General features: G+C 62.5%; 2 protein-coding genes, 2 tRNA genes and 1 pseudogene. 2 read left to right on the top strand and 3 right to left on the bottom strand.

Going from position 1 to position 2,102, the window contains the following annotated elements:
* Positions 1 to 115 (bottom strand): annotated as a pseudogene (locus EN994_RS28600) (GlsB/YeaQ/YmgE family stress response membrane protein); the annotation flags it as partial.
* 132 nt (positions 116 to 247) lie between these two features.
* Here EN994_RS28600 and EN994_RS28595 point away from each other — a divergent pair.
* Positions 248 to 712 (top strand): YidB family protein, encoded by a 465-nt coding sequence (locus EN994_RS28595; RefSeq protein ID WP_024505802.1) that lies wholly within the window; start codon positions 248 to 250, stop codon positions 710 to 712.
* 76 nt (positions 713 to 788) lie between these two features.
* Here the strand turns inward: EN994_RS28595 and EN994_RS28590 are convergent.
* Together EN994_RS28590 and EN994_RS28585 are read right to left on the bottom strand one after the other, a co-directional pair.
* A tRNA-Gly gene (locus EN994_RS28590) sits at positions 789 to 862 on the bottom strand.
* Positions 863 to 951: 89 nt separating this feature from the next.
* Positions 952 to 1,036, bottom strand: a tRNA-Tyr gene (locus tag EN994_RS28585).
* Positions 1,037 to 1,234: 198 nt separating this feature from the next.
* Here EN994_RS28585 and rlmB point away from each other — a divergent pair.
* Positions 1,235 to 2,083 carry a 23S rRNA (guanosine(2251)-2'-O)-methyltransferase RlmB gene (rlmB, locus tag EN994_RS28580; RefSeq protein ID WP_063168075.1) on the top strand — a complete coding sequence of 283 codons (849 nt, stop codon included), beginning with the start codon at positions 1,235 to 1,237 and terminating at the stop codon, positions 2,081 to 2,083.
* Positions 2,084 to 2,102 lie beyond the last annotated feature (19 nt).

Below are 2,102 nucleotides of genomic sequence, written 5' to 3'. Positions count from 1 at the left end.
GGTCGACGAGGCCCAGCACGATATCCAGTATGACACCCTGGCCGGTCTTGTTGACGATCTTGCTGCCTATGAAGCCGGCGACCACGCCGAGAATGATCCAGCTGATGATACCCATTTTTTCCTCTCCATCCCCTCGCCAGCCGAACATTTTCATATGATTGTCAAAACCTCAAGCCAGCTTGAAATTCCGCCCGAATGCTTCATTGTTGAGGAGGGGTCGGGCCTTGGTCGCTATGGAGGATCCACGATGGGACTTTTTGACAACGCCGTTCCCGGCGGCAACATCACCAAACCTCTGATGATCGCACTCGGCGCATTGCTGGTCGGCAAGATGCTGAGCGGCAGAAGTGCCGAAGAGCCGGAACAGTCTCCCGTGCCCGCTCCGACCGCCCCCGTCCCGACGGAAACCACATCCGCCGACGGTGGCCTGCTGGGCGGCCTGGGCGGACTGCTCGAAAAGCTCCGGGACGCCGGTCACGGCAACACCGCGGACTCCTGGGTCGGAACCGGCCAGAACCAGTCGATCAACGCCAACGATCTTGGCGCCGCGATCGGACCGCAGATCATCCGCGAGATCGCGCAACGGACCGGACTGGACGAGCAGGAACTGCTCAAGCAACTGTCCACCGCCCTGCCCGGCATCGTCGACAAGCTGACGCCGAATGGCCAGGTGCCGCAGCAGCACCAGGTCGCATCCGCGTTCAACAGCTGACGCGGCGCAGCCACGACAATTGGAGCGCTGCGCTTCGTGCGCAGTGCTTCGGCTTGCCGGTGATGGGATGAGTGTCTGGAGCGGGTAGCGGGAATCGAACCCGCATATTCAGCTTGGAAGGCTGCTGCTCTACCACTGAGCTATACCCGCGCCTTACCTGAAGTACCGGATTCATCCGAAAAGCGCCATGCACTTTTCGGTCCGATTCTTGTCGCGTTTCAGGGCTTCCGGGCCGGCAGTGGTGGAGAGGGTTGGATTCGAACCAACGTAAGCTAAGCTAACGGATTTACAGTCCGTCCCCTTTAACCACTCGGGCACCTCTCCAGTCTGCCGCCGGAGCCATGCAACGAGGCATTCACGCCGATCCGGACCCGAGTTATGTGTTCTCCGAAACCAGCGCAGCGCCTTATGGCGGCAAGGCCATTGGGTGTCAACCGCGCAGCCAGCGTTTTTCGATGTTGTTCGCCGGCTGTGACGGCGGGCCATATCCTTGGCCGGAGGACACCGCTATAGAAGCCAGCCATGAGCGATAAAACCAACACCCCCAAAGACACCCATTACGCCAAGCTGCGCCGCGCCTATCGCGACGAGAAAAGCGGCGGCGCGCCGGCGTTCCGGCCTCGACAGCCGGTTCCGCCGGGCGAAAATGCCGCGGACGGACTGGTGCGGCTCTACGGCCTGCACACGGTTCGCGCCGCACTCGACAATCCGCGCCGCAAGATCAGGAAGATGCTGGTGACGCGCAATGCGGCCGAGCGCCTCGAAATCGCCGATCTCGCCGCCCTGCCCTTCAAGACGGAACTGGTCGAACCCAGGGATATCGACAAGATCACAGGGTCGGATGCCGTGCATCAGGGTGTGCTGATCGAGGCCGAGCCGCTTAAAGCCAAGCGGCTCGATGCGCTTGGTGACGCGAATCTGGTGCTGGTGCTCGACCAGATCACCGACCCGCACAATGTCGGCGCCATCCTGCGCTCGGCGGTCGCCTTCGGCGCCGGCGCGCTGATCACCACGGCCCGCCACAGCCCGCAGGAATCGGGCGTGCTGGCGAAATCCGCCTCGGGCGCGCTGGAGCACATCGACCAGATCGAGGTGAAGAACCTCGCCGAAGCGCTCGGCCAGCTGCACGAGGCCGGCTTTCGCACCATCGGGCTTGATTCGGACGCGCCGGCCGAACTCGAAAAGAGCTTTGCCGGAGAAAAGATCGCCCTGGTGCTGGGCGCCGAAGGCAAAGGCCTGCGCCAGAAGACCCGCGAGACGGTGACCACGCTGGCGCGGCTCGACATGCCCGGCGCCATCCATTCGCTCAACGTATCGAATGCCGCGGCGATCAGCCTTTACGTGGCACGGGCATTTTTGAAGCGCGGCTAAGCCAAAAACATCTCGAAAC

This window comes from Mesorhizobium sp. M7A.F.Ca.CA.002.09.1.1, assembly GCF_003998555.1.
GTDB classification, from domain to species: Bacteria; Pseudomonadota; Alphaproteobacteria; order Rhizobiales; family Rhizobiaceae; genus Mesorhizobium; species Mesorhizobium ciceri.
This window is presented reverse-complemented; position numbering and strand designations above follow the sequence as displayed.